General features: G+C 70.3%; 1 pseudogene. It reads right to left on the bottom strand.

Annotation, left to right across the window (positions count from 1 at the left end):
• Positions 1-351: pseudogene (locus tag I5I_RS09050) on the bottom strand (heavy metal translocating P-type ATPase); the annotation flags it as partial.
• Between the last annotated feature and the right edge of the window lie 77 nt (positions 352-428).

The raw sequence follows: 428 nt of genomic DNA, 5'->3' as shown, positions 1-428 counted from the left end.
CGCCCAGACGCTCCACAGCGTCGCCGCACCTGTTCCGAGCGTGATGAGGGTGTCCATCGTCATCGCGCCATGGCGGGCGTTGGCGAACGTGGCGCGGTGGAAGGGCCAGCCTCCCCAGAGCACGACGGGCACTGCCAGTACGAACGACAACCACTGCCACCCCGGGAACTGCCACGGCGGAATCATCCCGAGAAGTACCACCGGCACGGCCAGCACGGCGCTGATGAGCAGACGAGTGGTCAGCCGTGTGGCACCCGGGCGGTCTTCGACGTCATGGACGTGGCCGCCGTGCGACGACGACGCACGGCCGTCGTGGGGGCCGGCGTGCGGGTGGGCGGTGCGCTCTCGCACGCGCGCGTCGTACCCCGCTTCGCGCACCGCGGCGATGAGAGCCGGACTCTAGAGGATCCCCGGGACCGAGCTCGAAT

This window comes from Microbacterium sp. B24 (assembly GCF_000333415.1).
Classification (GTDB): Bacteria; Actinomycetota; Actinomycetes; order Actinomycetales; family Microbacteriaceae; genus Microbacterium.
Note: the sequence above shows the minus strand (reverse complement) of the source record. Positions and strands in the feature narration are given on the sequence as shown.